Source organism: Pseudomonas entomophila, from assembly GCF_023277925.1.
GTDB classification, from domain to species: Bacteria; Pseudomonadota; Gammaproteobacteria; order Pseudomonadales; family Pseudomonadaceae; genus Aquipseudomonas; species Aquipseudomonas entomophila_D.
This window is the reverse complement of the sequence record NZ_CP063832.1, coordinates 5,622,241-5,644,801: the sequence shown is the minus strand read 5'-3', so window position 1 is coordinate 5,644,801 and position 22,561 is coordinate 5,622,241. Positions and strand designations below refer to the sequence as shown.

General features: G+C 63.7%; 14 protein-coding genes. 12 read left to right on the top strand and 2 right to left on the bottom strand.

Annotated features, from left to right (window positions below):
* Nucleotides 1-54: 54 nt before the first annotated feature.
* The 9 genes from glpR (at nt 55) to IM733_RS24935 (ending at nt 9,952) form a co-directional block, all read left to right on the top strand.
* Nucleotides 55-810, top strand: a complete 756-nt coding sequence (gene glpR, locus IM733_RS24975) for a DNA-binding transcriptional repressor GlpR (RefSeq protein WP_248918917.1) — start codon at nt 55-57, stop codon at nt 808-810.
* A gap of 220 nt (nt 811-1,030) precedes the next feature.
* Complete coding sequence (gene glpD / locus IM733_RS24970) at nt 1,031-2,569, top strand: glycerol-3-phosphate dehydrogenase (RefSeq protein WP_248918916.1); 1,539 nt, start codon at nt 1,031-1,033, stop codon at nt 2,567-2,569.
* Nucleotides 2,570-3,079: 510 nt separating this feature from the next.
* Nucleotides 3,080-3,997, top strand: a complete 918-nt coding sequence (locus IM733_RS24965) for a glutamate/aspartate ABC transporter substrate-binding protein (protein WP_248918915.1) — start codon at nt 3,080-3,082, stop codon at nt 3,995-3,997.
* 144 nt (nt 3,998-4,141) lie between these two features.
* Nucleotides 4,142-4,888 (top strand): amino acid ABC transporter permease, encoded by a 747-nt coding sequence (locus IM733_RS24960; protein ID WP_248918914.1) that lies wholly within the window; start codon nt 4,142-4,144, stop codon nt 4,886-4,888.
* Nucleotides 4,889-5,560: an amino acid ABC transporter permease gene (locus IM733_RS24955; protein ID WP_203647768.1), complete on the top strand. Its 672-nt coding sequence runs from the start codon at nt 4,889-4,891 to the stop codon at nt 5,558-5,560.
* A complete protein-coding gene (locus IM733_RS24950) occupies nt 5,557-6,291 on the top strand; it encodes an amino acid ABC transporter ATP-binding protein (protein ID WP_011532505.1) in 735 nt (244 codons plus the stop codon). Before IM733_RS24955 ends, IM733_RS24950 begins: the two co-directional genes overlap by 4 nt.
* A 68-nt stretch (nt 6,292-6,359) precedes the next feature.
* Nucleotides 6,360-8,264 (top strand): sensor histidine kinase, encoded by a 1,905-nt coding sequence (locus IM733_RS24945; RefSeq protein ID WP_248918913.1) that lies wholly within the window; start codon nt 6,360-6,362, stop codon nt 8,262-8,264.
* A complete protein-coding gene (locus IM733_RS24940) occupies nt 8,261-9,589 on the top strand; it encodes a sigma-54-dependent transcriptional regulator (protein WP_213659803.1) in 1,329 nt (442 codons plus the stop codon). The genes IM733_RS24945 and IM733_RS24940 overlap by 4 nt, the downstream gene beginning before the upstream one ends.
* Nucleotides 9,590-9,616: 27 nt before the next feature.
* Complete coding sequence (locus IM733_RS24935) at nt 9,617-9,952, top strand: GlpM family protein (RefSeq protein ID WP_248918912.1); 336 nt, start codon at nt 9,617-9,619, stop codon at nt 9,950-9,952.
* 166 nt (nt 9,953-10,118) lie between these two features.
* Here the strand turns inward: IM733_RS24935 and IM733_RS24930 are convergent, their stop codons facing one another.
* The gene (locus IM733_RS24930; RefSeq protein ID WP_248918911.1) at nt 10,119-11,114 is read right to left on the bottom strand and encodes an alpha/beta fold hydrolase; all 996 of its coding nucleotides are present in this window, start codon (nt 11,112-11,114) and stop codon (nt 10,119-10,121) included.
* 197 nt (nt 11,115-11,311) lie between these two features.
* On the opposite strand from IM733_RS24930, the gene IM733_RS24925 reads away from it, so the two are divergent.
* Nucleotides 11,312-16,714, top strand: a complete 5,403-nt coding sequence (locus IM733_RS24925) for an apolipoprotein A1/A4/E family protein (protein ID WP_248918910.1) — start codon at nt 11,312-11,314, stop codon at nt 16,712-16,714.
* 117 nt (nt 16,715-16,831) lie between these two features.
* Nucleotides 16,832-17,749: a transcriptional regulator MetR gene (gene metR, locus IM733_RS24920; protein ID WP_217867001.1), complete on the top strand. Its 918-nt coding sequence runs from the start codon at nt 16,832-16,834 to the stop codon at nt 17,747-17,749.
* Here metR and IM733_RS24915 read toward each other — a convergent pair.
* Nucleotides 17,733-18,146: an NUDIX hydrolase gene (locus tag IM733_RS24915; RefSeq protein WP_248918909.1), complete on the bottom strand. Its 414-nt coding sequence runs from the start codon at nt 18,144-18,146 to the stop codon at nt 17,733-17,735. The two genes, metR and IM733_RS24915, sit on opposite strands and share 17 nt — an antisense overlap.
* A gap of 117 nt (nt 18,147-18,263) precedes the next feature.
* Here IM733_RS24915 and IM733_RS24910 point away from each other — a divergent pair, with 117 nt between their 5' ends.
* Complete coding sequence (locus IM733_RS24910) at nt 18,264-22,538, top strand: DEAD/DEAH box helicase (RefSeq protein ID WP_248918908.1); 4,275 nt, start codon at nt 18,264-18,266, stop codon at nt 22,536-22,538.
* Nucleotides 22,539-22,561 lie beyond the last annotated feature (23 nt).

Here is a 22,561-nt window from a genome sequence, read left to right as displayed (position 1 = left end):
CCCCGTCCTACGGCATCATTGCAGAATTTGTCCGGCTGCCCCAAAGGACCGCCCATGAATCTGCCCCCTCGCCAACAACAAATCCTCGAGTTGGTCCGTGAACGTGGCTATGTCAGCATCGAGGAAATGGCGCAGCTGTTCGTCGTCACCCCTCAGACTATCCGCCGCGATATCAACCAGCTCGCCGAGGCCAATCTGCTACGCCGTTATCACGGTGGCGCGGCCTACGACTCGAGTATCGAAAACACCGCCTACGCCATGCGTGCCGATCAGATGCGTGACGAAAAGCAACGCATCGCCGAAGCCGTGGCCCGGCAGATACCCGATCATGCCTCACTGTTCATCAACATCGGCACCACCACCGAATCCATTGCCCGAGCCCTGCTCAACCATAATCACTTGAAGATCATCACCAACAACCTGCACGTGGCCGCGATCCTGGCCGCCAAGGATGATTTCGAGGTGCTGGTGGCTGGGGGCACCGTGCGCCGGGACGGTGGCGTGGTTGGCCAGGCCAGCGTCGACTTCATCAACCAGTTCAAGGTCGATTTCGCGGTGGTGGGCATCAGCGGCATCGATGAAGATGGCAGCCTGCTGGACTTCGACTATCAGGAAGTGCGGGTATCCCAGGCGATCATCGCCAATGCCCGGCAGGTGCTCCTCGCCGCAGACTCCAGCAAGTTCGGCCGTAATGCCATGGTGCGACTGGGGTCGATCAGCCTGATCGACTGCCTGGTGACCGACCAGGCCCCGTCCCCCGCCCTCACCCAATTGCTCAACCAGTACAAGATCCGCCTCGAAGTGGTCTGAGCCCCTCCCGTGTAGGCGCCAGCCTTGGTGACGAACCCTCCGATTGTTCACCCGCAAAGCTGGCTCCTACAGATCGATGTTCACAAATGTTCATTTTCCTGTCATTCAATCAGTTTTTTCTATGAAGACTGAGTGGCGGCGGTCTTTCCATTGCGCTAATATTTTCGAAAACGAACATCAATGTTCACTTTCGCTGTGAACAGCCTAAGGAGGCCTTGCCGTGTCCCAGCCCGTTTCGTCCCAGCCATCCCCCGCCGACTGCTATGACCTCGCCGTGATCGGCGGCGGCATCAATGGCGTGGGCATCGCCGCGGACGCCGCCGGGCGCGGCCTGAAGGTGTTCCTTTGTGAAAAGGACGACCTGGCGCAACACACCTCATCGGCCAGCAGCAAACTTATCCACGGTGGCTTGCGCTACCTGGAACACTACGAGTTTCGTCTGGTTCGCGAGGCCCTGGCCGAGCGTGAAGTACTGCTGGCCAAGGCGCCACACATCGTCAAACCGATGCGTTTCGTCCTGCCCCATCGCCCGCACCTGCGCCCGGCCTGGATGATCCGCGCCGGCCTGTTCCTCTACGACCACCTGGGCAAGCGCAAGCGCCTGGGTGCCTCGCGCGGCCTGCGCTTCGGCCCGGGCTACCCGCTCAAGCCAGCCATCACCCGTGGTTTCGAATACGCCGACTGCGCCGTGGATGATGCCCGCCTGGTCGTGCTCAACGCCATGGCCGCCCGCGAAAAAGGCGCGCACATCCACACCCGCACCCGCTGCCTGCGCGTCGAACGCATCGATGGCCTGTGGCAGGTTGAGCTGCAGCACGCCGACGGCAGCCGGCAGACCATCCAGGCCCGCGCCCTGGTCAACGCAGCCGGCCCCTGGGTCGCCAGCTTCATAAAGGACGACCTCAAGCTCGAGGCACCCTACGGTATCCGCCTGATCCAGGGCAGCCACCTGATCGTCCCGCGTCTTTACGAGGGCGAGCATGCCTATATCCTGCAGAACGAAGACCAACGCATCGTGTTCTGCATCCCGTACCTGGACCGTTTTACCCTGATCGGCACCACCGACCGCGAATACAGCGGCGACCCGGCCAAGGTGGCGATCACCGACCAGGAAACCGACTACCTGCTCAAGGTGGTCAACGAGCACTTCAACCACCAGCTCAGCCGCACCGACATCCTGCATACTTACTCCGGCGTACGTCCGCTGTGCAACGACGAGTCGGACAACCCCTCGGCGGTCACCCGCGACTACACCTTGGCGCTGTCCGCCGCGCAGGGCGAGGCTCCTCTGCTGTCGGTGTTTGGCGGCAAGCTGACCACCTACCGCAAGCTGGCCGAGTCGGCCATGGCCGAACTGCAGCCGTTCTTCCCCCAGATGCGCGGTAGCTGGACCGCCAGCGCGCCACTGCCAGGCGGTGAAAGCATGACGACCGCGCAGGCCCTGATCGACGCCATGTTGGCCCGCCATACCTGGTTGCCGGTGGATATCGCCAAGCGCTGGGCGGTAACCTACGGCAGCCGTGTGTGGCGCCTGCTCGAAGGCGTGACAGGTCCGGAAGACCTGGGCCAGTCCATCGGCGGTGGCCTGTTCGGACGCGAAGTAGACTACCTGCTCGCCCAGGAATGGGCAGTCGATGCCGACGACATCCTCTGGCGCCGCACAAAGCTCGGTTTGTTCACCTCCGCCGCCGAGCAGACGGTCCTCAAGGATTACCTACAGCAGGCTCGGTTGAACCGGGCCGCTGTCCAGGCTGCCTGACCTGCTGTCGATACACGGCGCGGGAGGCTGAATGCATACGCCTCCTGCGCCATCGCGCCGGCCATGGTTTGACCTCCTGCTTGCCCTTCCCCCCTCTGCTTCGCAACGGCCACGGTTCGACGGCTCGGCAAGCGACACGGCCTTCTCAGGGCCACTCCTCGATCATTAACGCTGATTCATTCCGACTGATACTTCACCCGCGCGCGGCGATCAGACGATGCATTCCCTCGCCAGGCTCATCTCTAGGTGCGCGCCCTCGCAATAGATATTCGGTTTTCCGAACACAGCGAAACCATTCGTTCGGTTTGACGGACATCAACTGACATCAAAAAACCTTCACTGAACCGTAATTCTCAACAATTACGCAGCGTTAAGATAATGCCCTGGGGCTTGGCACGACTCATGCTCTACACTCTGTAGCCGAATGCACACCGCTTCTTGCTGTATTCGTTGAACGAAAGAGTCCGCCAACGGCTCCATAAAAAAAACAAACACGTCGAGGTAAATTTGATGCGCATCGTTCGTCAATTGCTGGGCGCCGCCATCGCGGCCGCGGTCATCGCGTCGCCAGTCATGGCTGAAGAACTGACCGGTACTCTCAAGAAGATCAAGGACTCGGGCACCATCACCCTGGGTCATCGCGACTCCTCCATTCCGTTCTCCTACCTCGCCGGCAAGCCGGAACCCGTGGGCTACTCCCACGACATCCAGCTCGCTGTGGTCGAAGCCCTGAAGAAGCAACTGGGCACCGACATCAAGGTCAAGTACAACCTGGTTACCTCGCAGACCCGCATCCCGCTGGTGCAGAACGGCACCGTCGACCTCGAGTGCGGCTCCACCACCAACAACGTCGAGCGCCAGCAGCAAGTCGGTTTCTCGGTAGGTATCTTCGAAGTCGGCACCCGCTTGCTGACCAAAGTCAAGGATGGTCAACCTTCCTATAAAGACTTCGCCGACCTGGCCGGCAAGAACGTGGTGACCACCGCAGGCACCACCTCCGAGCGCATCCTCAAGGCGATGAACGCCGACAAGCAGATGAAGATGAACGTGATCTCGGCCAAAGACCACGGCGAAGCCTTCAACATGCTCGAAAGCGGCCGCGCCGTGGCCTTCATGATGGACGACGCCCTGCTGGCCGGTGAAATGGCCAAGGCCAAGAAGCCAGCCGACTGGGTCATCACCGGCACGCCACAATCGTACGAAATCTACGGTTGCATGGTGCGCAAGGACGACCCAGCCTTCAAGAAAGCGGTCGACGAGGCCATTGTTGCCTACTTCAAGTCGGGTGAAGTCAACAAGAGCTACGACAAGTGGTTCCAGCAGCCGATTCCACCGAAAGGCCTGAACCTGCAGTTCCCGATGAGCGACGAACTGAAGAAGCTGATCGCCGAACCGACCGACAAGGCCGCGGACGAGAAGAAGTCCTGACCTTCAGATAGTGGCCTGAAGCGCATCCGCGCGAATCCATCCAACAGGCCACTTAGTTAGTGTCTAACCTTTACATCCGAGGGCCTCGAACGCCCCCGGATGTATTGAGGTGCCCGTGAAACAATCGTCTGAGGGGAAATCCCGATGAATTACAACTGGGACTGGGGCGTGTTCTTCAAGTCCACCGGCGTGGGCAGCGAAACCTACCTGGACTGGTACATCACCGGTCTGGGCTGGACTATCGCCATCGCCATCTCCGCCTGGATCATCGCGTTGCTGCTGGGGTCGCTCCTCGGCGTGATGCGCACCGTGCCCAACCGTCTGGTGTCAGGGATTGCCACCGCCTACGTCGAGCTATTCCGCAACGTACCGCTGCTGGTGCAGCTGTTCATGTGGTACTTCCTGGTACCGGACCTGCTGCCTGAAGGCCTCCAGGAGTGGTTCAAGCAGGACCTCAACCCGACCACCTCGGCGCTGATCAGCGTGGTCATCTGCCTGGGCCTGTTCACCGCCGCCCGTGTCTGCGAACAGGTACGCACCGGCATCCAGGCGCTGCCTCGCGGCCAGGAGTCGGCCGGGCGCGCGATGGGCTTCAGCCTGCCGCAGATCTACATGAACGTGCTGCTGCCCCAGGCCTACCGGATCATCATTCCGCCGCTCACCTCGGAATTTCTGAACGTGTTCAAGAACTCCTCGGTGGCTTCGTTGATCGGCCTGATGGAGCTGCTGGCACAGACCAAGCAGACCGCCGAATTCTCGGCCAACCTGTTCGAAGCATTCACTCTGGCTACCCTGATCTACTTCACCCTGAACATGGGCCTGATGCTGCTCATGCGCATGGTCGAGAAGAAAGTCGCTGTACCGGGCCTGATTTCCGTGGGAGGCAAGTAAATGGACATGGATTTCAGTGAAATCATCCCGGCCCTGCCCGCCCTGTGGGACGGCATGGTCCTGACCCTGCAACTGATGGTCATGGGCGTGGTCGGCGGCATTGCCCTGGGTACCATCCTGGCCCTGATGCGCCTGTCGTCGAACAAGCTGCTGGCCAATGTCGCCGGTGCCTACGTCAACTACTTCCGCTCCATCCCGCTGCTGCTGGTGATCACCTGGTTCTACCTGGCGGTGCCGTTCGTGCTGCGCTGGATCACCGGCGAAGACACACCCGTGGGCGCTTTCACCTCCTGCGTCGTGGCGTTCATGATGTTCGAAGCGGCGTACTTCTGCGAAATCGTCCGCGCCGGCGTGCAGTCAATCTCCAAGGGCCAGATGGGCGCGGCACAAGCCCTGGGCATGAGCTATGGCCAGTGCATGCGCCTGATCATCCTGCCCCAGGCGTTCCGCAAGATGACCCCGCTGCTGCTGCAGCAGAGCATCATCCTGTTCCAGGACACCTCACTGGTCTACACCGTGGGCCTGATCGACTTCCTCAACTCGGCTCGCTCCAACGGCGACATCATCGGACGCTCCCATGAGTTCCTGATCTTCGCCGGTGTCGTCTACTTCCTCATCAGCTTCTCCGCTTCCTGGCTGGTCAAGCGCCTGCAAAAAAGGATCACCGTATGATTTCCATCAAGAACGTCAACAAGTGGTACGGGGACTTCCAGGTGCTGACCGACTGCAGCACCGAGGTCAAGAAAGGTGAAGTGGTGGTGGTCTGCGGCCCGTCGGGCTCGGGCAAGTCCACGCTGATCAAGTGCGTCAACGCGCTGGAACCGTTCCAGAAGGGCGACATCGTGGTCGATGGCACCTCCATCGCCGACCCGAAGACCAACCTGCCCAAGCTGCGCTCGCGGGTGGGCATGGTATTCCAGCACTTCGAGCTGTTCCCGCACCTGTCGATCACCGAGAACCTGACCATCGCCCAGCGCAAGGTCCTTGGCCGTAGCGAGGCGGAAGCCACCAAGAAAGGCCTGGCCCTGCTCGACCGTGTGGGCCTGGGCGCCCACGCCAAGAAGCATCCCGGCCAGCTGTCCGGTGGCCAGCAGCAGCGCGTGGCCATCGCCCGCGCGCTGTCGATGGACCCGATCGTCATGCTGTTCGACGAGCCGACCTCGGCGCTGGACCCGGAAATGGTCAACGAAGTACTGGACGTGATGGTCGAGTTGGCCCACGAGGGCATGACCATGATGTGCGTAACCCACGAAATGGGCTTCGCCCGCAAGGTCGCCAACCGGGTGATCTTCATGGACAAGGGCAACATCATCGAGGATTGCCAGAAGGAGGACTTCTTCGGCAACCCGAATGCCCGTCACGAGCGTACCCAGCACTTCCTGAGCAAGATCCTGCAACACTAAGTCGGCCACAGTGACGCTGCCCGGCTCGTCGCCAGGCAGCGGATGCTGGTCGTGACAAGGCCACTGTGATGAAATGCGACCCTTCGCTCCTTCGCCCTGCCCAGCCCACCGTGAAATCCCGCCTGATCCGCCAATTGCTGCTGCCACCCCTGGTCATCCTGCTGATGGTCGGACTGGGCCTGGCCGGCTTTCTGATCAGCGAGAACAATGGCATCCGCACCCTCAGCGAAACCGGTGAGCGACAGCTGGAGCTGCACGCGCGCACGGTCGAAAGCGAGATCAGCAAGTACACCTACCTGCCCAGCCTGCTTGAGCTGGAAGACAGCGTCTCGCAACTGCTTACCGACCCGGATGGCAACTACCGCCAGACGGTCAACGAATACCTCGAAGGCCTGAACCGGCGCAGCCGCAGCCGAGCGATCTTCGTCCTCGACACCAATGGGCGGGTGCAGGCCACCAGCAACTGGCGCGATGCCGACTCGTTCCTGGGCGAGGACTTGTCGTTCCGCGCCTACTTCCAGGACGCCGTGCGCGGTGAGCCCGGGCGCTTTTACGGCATCGGCAGCACCACCGGTGAGGCCGGCTACTACCTGGCCCACGGGCTGGAGGAGCACGGCAAGATCATCGGCGTGGCGGTGATCAAGGTGCGCCTGGACACCCTCGAGGAGCGCTGGCAACGCGCCCGCCTGGAAGCCTTCGTCAGTGACGAGAACGGCATCATCATCCTCTCCAGCGACCCGGCGCGGCGCCTCAAGTCGGTGCGCCCGCTCACGCCGCAGATCAAGGAACGCCTGGCGCGCAGCCTGCAGTACTACTGGTGGCCGCTCAACGAGCTGCAGCCACTGGCCCGCGAAACCCTCGCCGACGGCGTGGAGAAACTCACCTTCCCGGCCAACAGCGAAACCGTCCAGGGCAAGCAGCGCGAGGTCGCTTATCTCGCCCAGACCCGACGTCTGTCCGACACGCCCTGGCACTTCACCCTGCTCACCCCATTGCAAGACCTGCGCCGCGAATCCATGGTGCAGGGCATCCTGGTGGGGGTGGCTTTCGCCTTGCTGGCGATCCTGGGTATTGCCTGGAACGAACGGCGCAAGGTGATCGCCACCCGCCTGGCCGCGCGCGAAGCCTTGGAAGAAGCCAACAGTCAACTGGAACGCAAGATCACCGAACGCACTGCCGACCTGCGCGCCAGCAACGAGCGCCTGAAAGGCCAGATCCGCGAACGCCGGCATGCCGAGCAAACGTTACGTCACGCCCAGGACGAACTGGTCCAGGCCGGCAAGCTGGCGGCTATCGGGCAGATGTCCACCAGCATCGCCCACGAGCTCAACCAGCCATTGGCGGCACTGCGTACGCTGTCAGGCAACACCGTGCGCTTCCTCGAGCGCGGCGCGCTGGAAACCGCCAGCGCCAACCTGCGCACCATGAACGACCTGATCGACCGCATGGGCCGCATCACCGCCAGCCTGCGCTCCTTCGCCCGGCGTGGCGACGACAGCGGCCAAGCCTCGCTGGAAAAAGCCGTGGAAGCCACACTACAGGTGCTGGGCAACCGAATAAGCGCCTGCCAGTTGCAATTGCACCGCGAGTTCGACGACCAGCAACTGGCCATCGACCAGACTCGTCTGGAGCAGATCCTGGTCAACCTGATCGGCAATGCCCTCGACGCCATGGCCACCCAACCACTGCCGCAACTGTGGCTCGAAGGCGAGCGGCAAGGCGACAAGTACCGCCTGCGGGTGCGCGACAATGGCCATGGCATCGATCTCGAGGCGCGCAAGCACCTGTTCGAACCCTTCTTCACCACCAAACCGGGCGAGCACGGCCTGGGCCTGGGCCTGACCCTGTCGGCGAGCCTGGCCACCGCCGCCAAGGGTACACTGAGCGTCGAACACCCCACCGTCGGTGGCACGGCCTTTGTTCTCGCCCTGCCCCTGGTCACGCCCCCTAGCGAATTGGCTGAGCCCCTATGAACCAAGCACCTCTCACCGTACTGATCGTCGAAGACGACCCGCATGTGCTGCTCGGCTGCCAGCAGGCGCTGGCCCTGGAAGACATCGCCTGCGAGGGTGTCGGCAGCGCGGAGCAGGCGCTCGAACGCATCGGCGACGATTTCGCCGGTATCGTGGTCAGCGATATCCGCCTGCCCGGCATTGACGGCCTGGAGCTGCTCAATCGCCTCAAGGCCCGCGACCGCAGCCTGCCGGTGGTACTGATCACCGGCCATGGTGATATCGACATGGCGGTCGGCGCCATGCGCAACGGCGCCTACGACTTCATGGAGAAACCCTTCTCGCCCGAGCGCCTGGTCGACGTGGTGCGCCGTGCCCTGGAACAACGCGGGCTGTCCCGCGAGGTGTTCGCCCTGCGCCGCCAGCTGGCCGAGCAGAGCAGCCTGGAGGGCCGGATCATCGGCCGTTCGCCGGCCATGGAGCACCTGCGTGAACTGATCGCCAACGTCGCCGACACCTCGGCCAACGTGCTGATAGAGGGCGAGACCGGCACTGGCAAGGAACTGGTCGCCCGCTGCCTGCACGATTTCAGCCGACGCCAGGGCCAACCGTTCGTGGCGCTGAACTGCGGCGGCCTGCCGGAGAACTTGTTCGAAAGCGAGATCTTCGGCCACGAGGCCAACGCCTTCACCGGTGCCGGCAAGCGCCGTATCGGCAAGATCGAGCACGCCAATGGCGGCACACTGTTCCTCGATGAGGTCGAGAGCATGCCGATCAACCTGCAGATCAAGCTGCTGCGCGTGCTGCAGGAGCGCACCCTGGAGCGCCTGGGCTCGAACCAGAGCATCCCGGTGGACTGCCGGGTGATCGCCGCCACCAAGTCAGACCTCGCCACGCTCGGCCAGAGCGGCCAATTCCGTAGCGACTTGTACTACCGCCTCAACGTGGTGACGCTGGAACTGCCACCACTGCGCGAGCGCCGCGAAGACATCCTGCAACTGTTCGAGCACTTCCTGCAGCAGTCGGCATTGCGCTTCGACCGCGAGACGCCGGAGATCGACAGCCAGACCCTGTCGCGGCTGATGGCTCACGACTGGCCGGGCAATGTGCGCGAGCTGCGCAACGTCGCCGAGCGCCACGCCCTCGGCCTGCCGGCATTCAAGAAAAGCCCGAGCGGCGGTGCCAGCCAAGGCCTGGGGTTCGCCGAGGCGGTCGAGGCGTTCGAGCGCAACCTGCTCGGCGACGCCCTGCAACGCACCGGCGGCAACCTCAGCCAGGCCAGCCAGGAGCTGGGCATGGCCAAGACCACGCTGTTCGACAAAGTGAAGAAGTACGGGCTCGGCTGATCGGCAATCTCAACCTGGAAATCAAACGTGGACCTGGTATTCAAAGCGGCCCTGGGCGCCGGCGTGGTGGTGCTTCTGGCGATCCTGTCGAAGACCCGCAACTACTACATTGCCGGCCTGGTGCCGCTGTTTCCCACTTTCGCCCTGATCGCCCACTACATTGTCGGCAAGGGGCGGTCGCTCGAGGACCTTAAGGCCACCATCCTGTTCGGGATGTGGTCGATCATTCCCTACTTCGTCTATCTGGCGACCTTGTACGTGCTGGTCGACCGGCTACGCCTGGAGGTATCGCTGGCGCTGGCCACCGTGGCCTGGCTGCTGGCGGCGACGGTGCTGGTGAGTGTCTGGGTGAGGATGCACTGAAGCCAGCAATCCCCTGTAGGAGCGGCTTCAGCCGCGATGCGGGAATTGCGATGAGCGGCACTCGACTTGCGGGTGATCGCGGCTAAAGCCGCTCCTACAGAGGTCATGTCAAGTCGATGGATCGAGTTCTGTGCCATGAAAGCCGACTTGCCAACGAGGCGACGTTCTAAAGCCGGGCGATGTGCGTGACATCCTGCCGATGCGCCTGCAGGTAGGGCAGGACTGCCCCGAGCAACGGCGCCTTGAACGGCTCCTGGAAACGATGCGCCAAGCCTGGGATCAACCGCAACTGGCTACCCTGGATATGCGCCGCCAGGTGCACCCCGTGCATTACCGGTAGCAGCGGATCGGCCGTGCCATGAACCACCAGCGTCGGTACCCGCAGCTGGTTGAGCAATTCGACTCGGCTCGGTTCGGCCAGGATCGCCATGATCTGCCGCTTCACCCCATCCGGATTGAACGCACGGTCATAGGATACCGCCGCCTGCTCCAACAAGGCTGCGCGGTCGTCAGGCACTTGCGGACTGCCCAGCGCCGCCAGCAGATCAGCCTGCTGCTCAATGGCCACCTCGCGGCTCGGCGCGCCGCGCCGCGCCAGCAACTGCACCAACGCCGGGTTGGGTGCCGGCAAGCCAGCCGCGCCCGAACTGGACATCACCAGCGTCAGGCTGCGCACTCGTTCCGGGGCCATTGCCGCAATGTGCTGGGCGATCATCCCGCCCATGCTCACCCCCAGCACGTGGAACTGGCGGATCTCCAAGGCATCCATCAGGCGCACCCCATCACTGGCCATGTCGGTCAACGTGTAGGGCGCCGACACCGGCAGTCCCAGCTTGTAGCGCAGCAGTTCGATGGTCAGGTTGGCCGAGGCCGGTAGCTGGTTCCAGCGCGACAGGCCGACATCGCGGTTGTCGTAGCGGATCACTCGAAAGCCCTGGCGGCACAAGGCCTCGACCACGTCATCCGGCCAGTGGATCAATTGCCCGCCCAGCCCCATCACCAACAGCAGCGTAGGGTCGCGGGGCGCGCCGACGCTCTGGTAGACCAGGCTCAGCTCGCCCAGCTCGGCCCGTTGCACCGGCACATGGACGTCACAGCGTCCCTCGGCGAAGCTCGCCGGCACGCTGACCAGTAGAAAGAAGAAAAGTAAAAACGCCCGCATGAAAGAAACACCAGAATGCAGATCCCCAGTAGAGCGCGAGACTGATGACTTTCATGCCAGCGCGCTGCCACAAAACCGTGACAGTTTGATGAATCCTGCCGAATGGCCAGGCACGATAACTAATTACACCCCAACAAGCGCCATCGTTCCCTTCAATGACGTTGCCCTATTCGACAACTTTCAAGAAGGACCGACCGATGGACGAGCAGACACACCCCCTCCCTCCCTTTGCACTGATGCCCCAAGCATTGAATGCCGTGCCGCCGGACATCCCTGTTGTGCATCGAGCGCGCAAAACGTGCGAGGACCTGCGACGGACATTCAATGCACTGCTGAGTCAGGCGCCTGGCGTTCGCCAGGTCATTGGCGCTTGGCTGAAGGAAACGCTGGATATAGACCCCAAGCAAGTCGCCCTGTTACTTGAAACGACGCAGCCGCCACAACCTGTCGATCTCGTTGCATTGACTGCCTGGGCCCAACACCACGCCGCCCACCCCATGATTGACCTTCACGCACGCTTCACGGGTAAACCTGGGGCGCTGCCCCAGCCACCCAGCAAGTTGCTGGAACGTCTGGCCGCTCTGAATCTCTCAAGCCTTGTTCGACAGCGCTGGAGCAGCTATTGGGGGGAGCGTGCCAAAGGAACGCCAAAGAGCCGCAAGGAACAAGCTCGCGCCCAGTACCGACGCCACTTCGAAGCCACCGTCGATATCGCCTTCGCCAGTGATCCCTCGGCGGCGGAGCTACACCCTGTACTCGGCGTCATGGACAATCCTGAGTCGCTGCGGCTGGACAATCGCCAACTGTTCATCGAAACCCCCACCTGCGAGCCCGGAGCGCTGATCTTCAGTATCGAAGGCGAACCGGCACTGACCCTTTACTCCCCCGGTAGCAGCGAAACCCTCAGCCATCACGCGTCACGCCAGGCTCTGGAATCCAAGCTTGGGGGGGCTTGCGGGCAAATCATCTACACGTCACTGAGCTCGATCGACGAAGGTTTCGACACTGTCTTCGAACACCTGGAGAACAGCCTGCTGGCAACACTCGGCCATGACCCCGGTGCAGGCCTTGGCGACGCCGCCGCAGCATTGGCGCTGGCTGATCGACTCCATGGCGAATGGCGCCATCCAACGGTTTTCGCCATGCCATTTGCCCTTGAATCCACCGAAGACGACGACCACCCTGGTCGCTCGCTGTTCGAGCTGGCGCCACTTGGCATGGAGGTACCCTGGTCAACGCGCGTCCGGCTTGTCGCTCAACAACTGGAGAAGTTGGCACAGCTTTCCCCGCAAGACCTCGAGGAGTGCCAGCGACAACAAGGTATTCTGCTCAAGGCGCGTGATGCCGCTCAGGTCCAGATCGATGCCATCCTGGCCTCGGCGAAATGGCACTCCGACGCCCGCCCGGTCACAGCGCCTCCCGCTCTGGTGACTGCTCACAGCCAAGCTTTGCTTGCCCATGCCCGAATGAAACGGTTGCTGGGCGAACTGACGGCTGGCGTGCTCGCATTGGTCGAATCACTATTCAAGCCACATGATGACAGCGTGCTGACGGCTTCCGCCGTATTGTGCTCGACGCCTGGCGACCTGGCAGGCAGCACACGCGAACAGGCACTGCACGAGGTCGTGGTCATCGCCAGGCGTACGCCCCAGGACACCCCTGACACCCGCCAACCCTTCGCCATTTACTGGGTCGGTGGGCCTGGGGGGCTGTTGCAGTGTGACGACCAGGCCGCGCTCGCTGATTATCTGGGCCAGCACGGCCCAGAACTGTCGCTTCGCATCGAGCCCATCGTCGGCGACAGCCTTGCCCATGCACTGGACGCACAACTGGCGCATGCGCGCCAAGCCTGGCAGACCCTGCAGAACGAGAAGGGGCTCGACGCCGCGGCGGTTGAACTACCGCAGGCAAGACAGACCCTGGGCCTACACCTGCAGGTGTCCTGGCAGGGCGCGCGGGAGGCGGCGCTCTCCCACCTGAAAGAGGAGCAACAGCTTGCAAGCAGGTTAGGCAGCTCACCAACCGCCTTCGCCAAGATGACCGAAGAGGTGCGCACCGCCTTCAAGACCATGGCCACTGACTACTTGGCAGCCTTGCGCGACAGCCAGGCGCTGATGGATCGCGACCTGCCGGAGCGCGAGGCGTTCTGCCAGAAATGGGTGTCGAAAACCCTGAGACAGGATTTCGATGGTTTCGACGGTGGCCGGATTCTTCTGCAACTCCCGCTATCGACAAGTTGGCGCAATCATCCGGTCGTCGGCAGTGGCGCTCCAGGAACACCGACCCGACCAGTGCTGACCGCAAGCCTGGAGACCGAGGAGGTCACGCTTGAAGGCCTGCTGTTGCAAAACATCGACAGCACCATGCTGGAACGCCTGAATTTCGTCAAACCCAAGCGCGCCGATGGGCAGCCGCCAGGGCAGTCCATCGAGAAAGGCCTCGATCGCAAATACTTGCTAGGCCTGGCACACCGCCTGGACCTCGCTGGGCGCTACGAATCGGCGCTCCATGCCGCCTTCAGCGACCCCACTGAGTCGGAATATGCCCATGCCTACCGCCGAGAGTGCCTGATCGCCCCACACCGTTTGATGCTGAAGTTGCAAAACCTGCTGTATCACCAACGAGGGGACTTGGATAGCGTCGGTCACGCGATCCTTTGCGTGGCAATCGATGCCGACAGCCGATCGGCCTTCCAGGCCGACGGCCATGACATTCAATTGTTGCCCGCCCAGTTGACGGCTGGCGGCAAGGATACCGACGAGCAATCCACGACACTGTCGGGGGTGACGTTCATCGAGGACCGCGCCAGCAAGGTCACCTTGCTCTATCGTCCCGATCACCCGACCCACGGGCTGCGCCAGTACGACAGTCTCGAACAAGCGCGGCTGGCGCTGTTCGATGAACGCGACGACTACCTCGTCAGCCGGGCACTGAGCGGAAACCCTGGCGCCCATCGCACACGGCTGCGCGAAGCGCGCATTCGCCATTTCGACCGCATGATAGGTGTAGGTACCGCCTGGCCCGCCACCACCTCACTGGCCGCCCACCTGCTCGAGGCCCATCGAGGGCGCCTGGTGATGGAACATCGCGCGACGTCGCGCTCCAACCTGGACCTGTTCTTCGAGCATTTGGCCGGGCAGAGCGCTGGCGTGCTGATAGGGTTCAAGATCGCCCTGGGGGCGATCCCGTTCCTGGGGCTACCGATCAGCGCCTACGACGCATTCGTCAGTGCCACCGAGGTGGTGAAAGCGCTTTCCAAAGGCTCGCCCAGTGACGTCCTGCAAGCTATCAACGACTTGATCGTCTCGCTGGTCGATGTCGCAATGGACGCTCTCGGCGTCGGTATTGGCCTCAATACCGCGTCCCTGCGTCGAGCGGCGAGGATGCGCCGTATCCGTGAACTGAGTAACGGGACCGTACACCTGCGCGAGAATTCATTGCCTCAACGCAGCCTCGACCGTTTCACCGGGCTGGAGTATGAGCAGCCACTGTCACTGGAGGGACTGCAACCGGCCACCCATGGCAAATACCGAGGCATCTATCGGCATACCGAAGGCAACTTCATCCTGGTCGGCAAGCAAACCTACAAAGTGAGCTGGGACACGACCGCCCACACCTGGCAGTTGGATGGCAACACCCGCCACAAGTGGAAACGCGCCATTGCTCAAGACGAGCACGGCCAGTGGGATACGCACTTCGCGCTCTATGGTGTACACCGCCAGGGGGCAGGCAGCGGTGGCGGACAAGCACTTGGCCGTGTCGCCGATACGCTCGACCCCCTCTGGCCCGCCGCGATACGCGAACGCCTGCCACGCTGGTGGCGAGACCATGCCTATCGCCAGCACAACCGCCTGCGCGACAGCATTACCCGCGACCTGCAAGTACTGCAACCTCGTGCCAACGAGCTCAATCAGCAAATGAAGCGCGCCTTGGAACAACAGGGAAAGCTCGACGCGCCACTGAAGGCTTCGCTGAAAAGCACCCTCGCCGACGCAGAACGCATTCACCGTGATTGCCAGGCATTCCAGCAGGTTGCCGCCGGGCGGATTCGCAAAAGGGCGCAAGATCAGGCGAACGACCTGGCCATACTCATTTGCAATGGTCGTCAACGCCTCAGCAGAGAAGCCAGTACCCAACTCACCCTCGCGATGGATGAAGTCGATCATCTCAAGCTACGTCTTCAGCAAAAATCCGTCGAACTCACGCCGGACCTCGATGACAAGCAGTTCCAGATCAAAACCCAGCAGTTGTCCACGCTGAGGGCCAACATGAACCAGGCCCGACTGAACGCACTGGCGGCTGTAGACGATATCCGCGAGCAAGTCACCCATCTACGCACTTGGCGCAAGCAGGTACGACAGGCGGGCGAACATCGGGACTTGCTGAACACCATCGACGGCACCCTGAGCGCTTTTACCGATCCCGTCCTGAACTACATGGCTGTCGGCCAACTGACTGCGTTGTTGGTCAAACCGGGCCAGGCCTTGAGCGGCGCCGGCATCCGCCTGCAATTGTTGATGAAGGAACCGAGAGCAACACTGGACCGCGCACTGTATGCCCTGCATCAGCTGGGTGAAACAAAAGCCTCCGCCGCACAACGTGTCGCCATCATGACGACGTCGCTACAGCATTCCGAACGTTTTCGCCATCAGTTGAAATATTGGCTCGATAGCTATGCAACGTACATCGAGCCCGCTGCCGCGCAGCGCCTGGAGACATCATTGACGGCCTATGAAGCGCATTTCAAAGGGCTGCTGCTCAATAAAACCAAGCCAGCGCCGCTGTCCAGCAGGAAAGGTACCCAACAGCCCCGCGTATTCGAGACCACCGACAACCGCCTGCTGATCGGTGAACCCGACCAGCAAAGCCCCAACGTGTACCGCATCACCGGCGTCAACGGGCGAACCGAACTCTATCATCAGGATCGCTCGGGGAAATTCACCCTGACCAATCCAGACACGGCTCCCACCGCTGGTAGTGGCGTATCCCTGAAGGAGTTGCGCACCGAGGCCAGACGTCAACTGGACGAACTGCAAGCGTATCGAGGCAAGGTACAGCAGCACGCCAACCAAGGCATGGACGGCGCGAGCCTTGACGATCTCATGCAGTTCAAGGCCACCGACCTGGAAAACCTCGCCTCGCGCATCGCCGAGCAGGCGCACGACGACAGCCTGGTACAACGGTTGCGCGACATGGCACGGGAGTCGACGCGGCATGGCAAGGCACTGCGCGTCGGCTACATCATGGGTACTCACCAACCGAATGGCGGACAGCTTGATTATCTGCACGAAGCGGGCCTGGTCCGGATCGAGAAGGAGGGCGCACTGGTAGAGCTGCGACGGACCAGCGATGGCCGCCGAGACTTCCTCCAGGAATTCGTGGTACTCGACACCCGGGAAGCCTCGCCACGTCCACTGTGGTATGCCCATTTCCACTTCGACAAGGCGAATCCCTCTTTCGAGGCGTTCGTCAAAGCACACTTGAAGACCATCCCTCAACGGCGCCTGGGGCGGGAATGGCAGGACACCCACGTCGAGCAGATCTGGCGAGGTGAGCTGACGCGGCCCATCGCTCGCAAGCACTTCGCGACGCTCTTCTGATCGACCGCAAGGGGCCCGGCCCGGGCCCCTTGCGTGATGCATCGACATCCACCATCAACATGAGGGAAACTCAACATCTTTGATCAGCCTGCGCCTGAATAACGTTGGAGTTTCACCGTGCTGGAAATACGCCACTTGAAAACCCTTCACGCCCTGCGCGAAGCCGACAGCCTGGTGGAGGCCGCGGAGCGGCTGCATCTGACGCAGTCGGCATTGTCGCACCAGTTCAAGGAGCTCGAAGAGCGACTGGGCCTGCCGTTGTTCGTACGCAAGACCAAACCCATCCGCTTCACCAGCGCCGGGCTGCGCCTGCTGCAACTGGCCGATGCCACATTGCCGCTGCTGCGCGGCGCCGAGCGCGATATCGCGCGCCTGGCCGGCGGTACCGCCGGGCGCCTGCACATGGCCATCGAGTGCCATAGCTGCTTCCAGTGGCTGATGCCAACCATCGACCAGTTCCGTGACGCCTGGCCGGAAGTGGAGCTGGACCTGGCCTCAGGCTTCGCCTTCGCGCCGCTGCCGGCCCTGGCCCGCGGCGACCTCGACCTGGTGGTGACCTCCGACCCAGTGGACCTGGCCGGCATCACCTACGTCCCCCTGTTCACCTACGAAGCCATGCTCGCCGTGGCCAACCAGCACCCGCTGGCCGGCAAACCGTACATCGTGCCCCAGGACCTGCTCGACCAGACCCTGATCACCTACCCGGTGGAGCGCGACCGCCTGGACATCTTCACCCGCTTCCTGGAGCCGGCCGACATCGAGCCTGCGGCAGTGCGCACCTCGGAACTGACCGTGATGATGATGCAACTGGTGGCCAGCGGCCGTGGTGTATGCGGCATGCCGCACTGGGCGCTGCATGAGTACAGCTCGCGAGGCTACGTGAAAGGCAAGCGCCTGGGCGAGAAGGGGCTGTTCGCCACGCTCTACGCAGCAGTGCGCACCGACATGCTCGATGCGCCGTACATGCGCGACTTCCTGCTGACCGCCAAGGATACTTCGTTCGCCACCCTGGACGGGGTCAGCGCGGTGCGTTGAGGCCCTCGCGCCAGAGCGGCAGGATCAGGTCCCGGGTCAGCGGCGCCAGGTTCAGGTCGGATGCCTGGTTCACGGCCAGCCACCGCACTTCCTCGATTTCCGCCGCTGGGGTGACGGCCTCGGCGCTGTCAACGCGGAACAGTTCGGCCTGGACGAGGAAACCGGGCTCGTTCGCCGCGGGTGCGCTGAAGCTGCCCAGATGCACGGCCTGGCCAGGGTCGACCCGCAGCCCGAGTTCTTCGTGCAGCTCTCGCACCAGCGCCTGGGCGGGCGACTCGCCCGCATCGATCTTGCCGCCCGGCTGCATGAACGCCTGGGTGCCGCGCTTGCGCACCAGCAGGGTGCGGCCTTGCGGGTCGATCAACAGGGCGGCGGCGATGCGGATAGTCTTGGGCATGAGGGGCTCTTTTCCGAACGAGGGCGCAGAGGATAACGCACATCACCCGCGAAGGGGCCGGAACAGGCAGACGAACGGCCCCTTGCCAATCCGCCCTCGCCCCGCCATAACCAACGCATGAACTTGCCAGCCCATCCGCACCCGGTGCTCGAGCTGTTCCACCCGGCCGTCGCCACCTGGTTCCGCCAGCGCTTCACCACGGTCACCGACGCCCAGGCCGGCGCCTGGCCGTTGATCCACGCTGGCCAGTCGATGCTGCTTGCCGCGCCGACCGGCTCGGGCAAGACCCTGAGCGCTTTCCTCGCCGTGCTCGACGAACTGTTCCGCCAGGGCCTGGCGAACGATGGGGAACTGCCAACGCAAACCCAAGTGGTGTACGTCTCGCCACTCAAGGCGCTGTCCAACGACATCCACCTGAACCTCGAGGCGCCACTCGCAGGCATCGCCGGGAGCCTCGAGCGGCTTGGGCTGAAGGTGCCACGCATCACCACCGCCGTGCGCACCGGCGACACCCCGCAGAAGGAACGCGCCGCCATGCGCAAGCGGGCGCCGCACATCCTGGTGACCACGCCGGAGTCGCTGTACGTGCTCCTGGGCTCTGAGTCCGGCCGCCAAGGCCTGGCCAGCGTGCATACGGTGATCGTCGACGAGATCCACGCCCTGGCCGGCAACAAACGCGGCTGCCACCTGGCGTTGAGCCTGGAACGCCTGCAGGCCTTGGCCGGGCGGCCATTGCGGCGCATCGGCCTGTCCGCCACCCAGCGCCCGGTGAAGCGCGTGGCCGAGTTCCTGGTCGGGCACGATCGCCCCTGCGCCATCGTCGATATTGGCCATGTCCGTCACCGCGACCTAGCCCTGGAGGTGCCGCCCGTGCCGCTCGGCGCGGTGATGGCCACTGACGTCTGGGGCCTGGTCTACGACCGCCTCGCCACCCTCGCCCGCGAGCACCGCACCACCCTGGTGTTCGTCAACACTCGGCGCCTGGCCGAGCGCCTGACCCGCCATCTTGGTGAGCGCCTGGGCAACGACGCCGTGGCCGCGCACCAAGGCAGCCTGGCCAAGGAACATCGCCTGGCCGCCGAACAACGGCTCAAGGCCGGTGAATTGCAGGTGCTTGTGGCCACCGCCTCGCTGGAGCTGGGTATCGATATCGGCGAGGTCGACCTGGTCTGCCAAATCGCCTCGCCCGGTTCGATCGCCGCGCTGCTGCAACGGGTCGGACGCTCCGGCCACCAGGTCGACGGCGTGCCCAAGGGGCGCCTGTTCCCCACCTCACGCGACGACCTGATCGAGTGCGTGGCGCTGCTCGACTGCGTGCGCCAGGGTGAACTGGACGCGCTGCATGTCCCGCAGGCGCCACTGGATGTACTGGCCCAGCAGATCGTCGCCGAAGTCAGCAATCAGCCTTGGGCCGAGGCGGCGCTGTTCGACCTGCTGCGCCAGGCCACGCCATATACCAACCTCGACGAACGCCATTATCAAGCCCTGCTGCGCATGCTCGCCGAAGGCTACAACGGGCGCCAGGGCGTGCGCAGCGCCTACCTGCACCGCGACGCGGTGAGCGGTATGCTGCGCGGGCGCCGAGGCAGCCAGCTGACCGCGCTGACCAGCGGCGGCACCATTCCCGAGACCGCCGACTATGCGGTACTGCTGGAGCCCCAGGCGCTGAACATCGGCAGCGTCAACGAGGACTTCGCGATTGAAAGCATCGCGGGCGATATCTTCCAGCTGGGCAATGCCTCCTACCGCATTCTGCGGGTCGAGCCTGGGCGGGTGCGGGTGGAGGATGCCCATGGCCTGCCCCCAACCATCCCGTTCTGGCTGGGGGAGGCACCTGGGCGCAGCGACGAGCTGTCCGCCGCGGTCGCACGCCTGCAGGCGCGGATCGACGCGCAACTGCAACACGGCAATCTCGACCAGGTGCTCGCCTGGTTGCAAGCCGACTATGCGCTGGACGAAGACTGTGCCCGCCAACTGCTCGACTACCTGGGCCGCACCTGGCAGGTGCTGGGCGCCCTGCCCTCGCAGCAAACCCTGGTAATGGAGCGCTTCTTCGACGAGTCCGGCGGCACCCAACTGATCATCCACTCGCCCTACGGCAGCCGGATCAATCGCGCCTGGGGCCTGGCCTTGCGCAAGCGCTTCTGCCGCACCTTCAACTTCGAACTGCAGGCGGCGGCCAGCGAGGACGCCATTGTGCTGTCGCTGTCCACCAGCCACAGCTTCGCGCTGGATGAGGTATGGCGCTACCTGAACAGCCGCACGGCAGAACCGATCCTGGTCCAGGCCCTGCTCGACGCCCCGCTGTTCGGTGTGCGCTGGCGTTGGAGCGCGGCGGTGGCCCTGGCCTTGCCGCGCTACGTGGGCGGGCGCAAGGTGGCGCCGCAGATCCAGCGGATGAAGAGCGAGGACCTGGTGGCTGCGGTGTTCCCCGACCAGATCGCCTGCCTGGAGAACATCGTCGGCGAGCGGCAGATCCCCGATCACCCACTGGTCGAACAGACCCTCGACGACTGCCTGCACGAGGCCATGGACAGCGACGGCTGGCTGGCCCTGCTACGGCGCATGGAGGCCGGCCAGGTGCGTCTGCTCAGCCGCGACCTGCCGGCCCCCTCGCCGCTGGCCTCGGCCATTCTCAACGCTCGCCCGTACACCTTCCTCGACGACGCCCCGCTGGAAGAACGGCGCACCCAGGCGGTGCTCAATCGACGCTGGAATGACGTGAACAGCAGCGACGACCTGGGCGCGTTGGACGCCGACGCCATTGCCGCCGTGCAGGCCGAAGCCTGGCCGCAACCGGCCAATGCCGATGAAATGCATGAGGCGCTGATGAGCCTGGGGGTCATCAGCCAAACCGAGGTACAGGCCAACCCTGGGTGGGACGCCCGTCTGGATGCACTCTCCAAGAGCGGACGCGCCTGCCGATTGCAACATCTGTGGTTCGCCCGCGAGCGTCAGAGCTTGCTCATGGCGCTGTATCCCGAAGCCCAGCTCATTCCAAGCCTACCCCTGCTCCCAGGCTTCGAGCTGACGCATGCGCCAGACAACGCCTTGACCGAACTGCTGCGCGCGCGCCTGAGCGGTTTCGGCCCGCTGATCCTGGCACAGGTCAGCTCACCTCTGGAGCTGGCATCCGGCGACTGCGAGCAGGCCCTGGCTCGCCTGGAAAGCGAAGGCTACGTGTTGCGCGGCCACTTCAGCCCAGGCCAAGGCGAACTGCAATGGTGCGAGCGGCACCTGCTGGCACGTATCCACCGCTACACGGTCAAGCGCCTGCGCCGGGAAATCGAGCCGGTGAGCCTGCAGGACTTCATGCGGTTTCTGTTCGACTGGCAGCACCTGGCGGGTGAAACCCGCCTGCGCGGTCCCCAGGCGGTCGATGAAGTGCTGGGCCAACTGCAGGGCTACCCGTGCGCCGCTGGTACCTGGGAAGCCGAACTGCTGCCGGCGCGGATCAAGGACTACAGCCCGCACTGGCTGGACGATGCCTGCCGTAGCGGTCAGTGGGCATGGAGCCGGCTGGCGGCCACGGCTGCGGCCAGCACCCTGGCCAGCACGCCACTTGTGCTGTTGCCGCGCGAGCACCTCGGGCTGTGGCGCAGCCTGGCCCCGGCAGCCGATCCCGAACAACTGGGTTCACGGGCGCGGCGAGTACTGCAGACCCTGCAGGAGCATGGCGCACTGTTCTTCGACGAACTGACCCACGAGGCGCACTTGCTGCCCAGTGAGCTTGAAGCCGCCCTGCAGGAGCTGGTCGGTGCCGGGCTGGCCAGCGCCGATGGTTTCAGCGGCCTGCGTAGCCTGATCACCCCAGCGGCCAAGCGCAGCCCGCGCAACAGCCGTCGCGGGCACCCGCCCGTGTCCAGCAGCATGGCGCACGCCGGGCGCTGGGCCTTGTTGCGTCGGGGTACAGGCACCGTGGACGAGGGTCAGCGCCTTGAACAGGTGGCGCGCAGCCTGCTGCGTCGCTATGGGGTGGTGTGCTGGCGTCTGCTGGAGCGTGAAAGCGATGTGCTGCCGCCCTGGCGTGAGCTGTTGCACTGTTATCACCGGCTCGAAGCACGTGGCGAGATTCGTGGTGGGCGCTTTATCGCCGGGTTGGCCGGCGAGCAGTTCGCGTTGCCGGAGGCGGTGGGGTTGTTGCGGCAGGTGCGCAGGCGGGAAGCGGATGGCGCGCTGGTGGTGGTCAGTGCCTGCGACCCGTTGAACCTGGTCGGGAGCCTGTTGCCGGGCACCAAGGTACCGGCGGTGGGAGGCAACCGCTTGCTTTATCGGGATGGAGTGGCGGTGGCCAGCCGGGTGGCGGGCCGATATCAGTACCTGATCGAGGCGCCAGCCACCGAGCACGCGAGATGGCATCAACACCTGTTGCGCCAGGCGCCGCCCCCGTAGGAGCGGCTTCAGCCGCGATCACC